Here is a 546-nt window from a genome sequence, read left to right on the forward strand (position 1 = left end):
AACATTGTAGTTACAAGCATTCACGCTCTTTATTAAAAGAATTTCCTACCAGTGGGACACATGTTCTTCAAGGCCCGGGAGAAAATGCGGGAATAGTGGATATTGGCAATGGCCTTGCGATAGCTATGAAAATAGAGAGCCACAATCATCCTTCTGCCATAGAACCTTATCAAGGTGCAGCGACAGGTGTTGGCGGGATTATTAGAGATATATTCACCATGGGAGCGAGACCGATAGCCCTTTTAAACTCTCTCAGATTTGGAAATTTAGATGATCGTCATACTAGATACTTGTTTGAAAAAGTCGTTCAGGGGATTGGCGATTACGGAAATTGTGTCGGGATTCCCACTGTTGGCGGAGAGGTTTGCTTCAATAACTGCTATAAAGAAAATCCGCTGGTAAACGCTATGTGTGTTGGCCTGATAAAAACCGGTAACATCAAAAAAGGCACTGCCACAGGAATTGGAAATCCCGTAATGCTTGTAGGTTCTACCACGGGGCGAGATGGGATGGGAGGAGCGAGTTTTGCGTCTGTTGAGCTATCCA

General features: G+C 44.5%; 1 protein-coding gene. It reads left to right on the forward strand.

Annotated elements, in window-relative coordinates:
- Positions 1-546, forward strand: a 546-nt coding sequence (locus tag AC3LHT_RS06510; RefSeq protein ID WP_488662335.1) for an AIR synthase related protein, incomplete at both ends; no start/stop codon positions are given.

This window comes from Kosmotoga sp., from assembly GCF_982836095.1.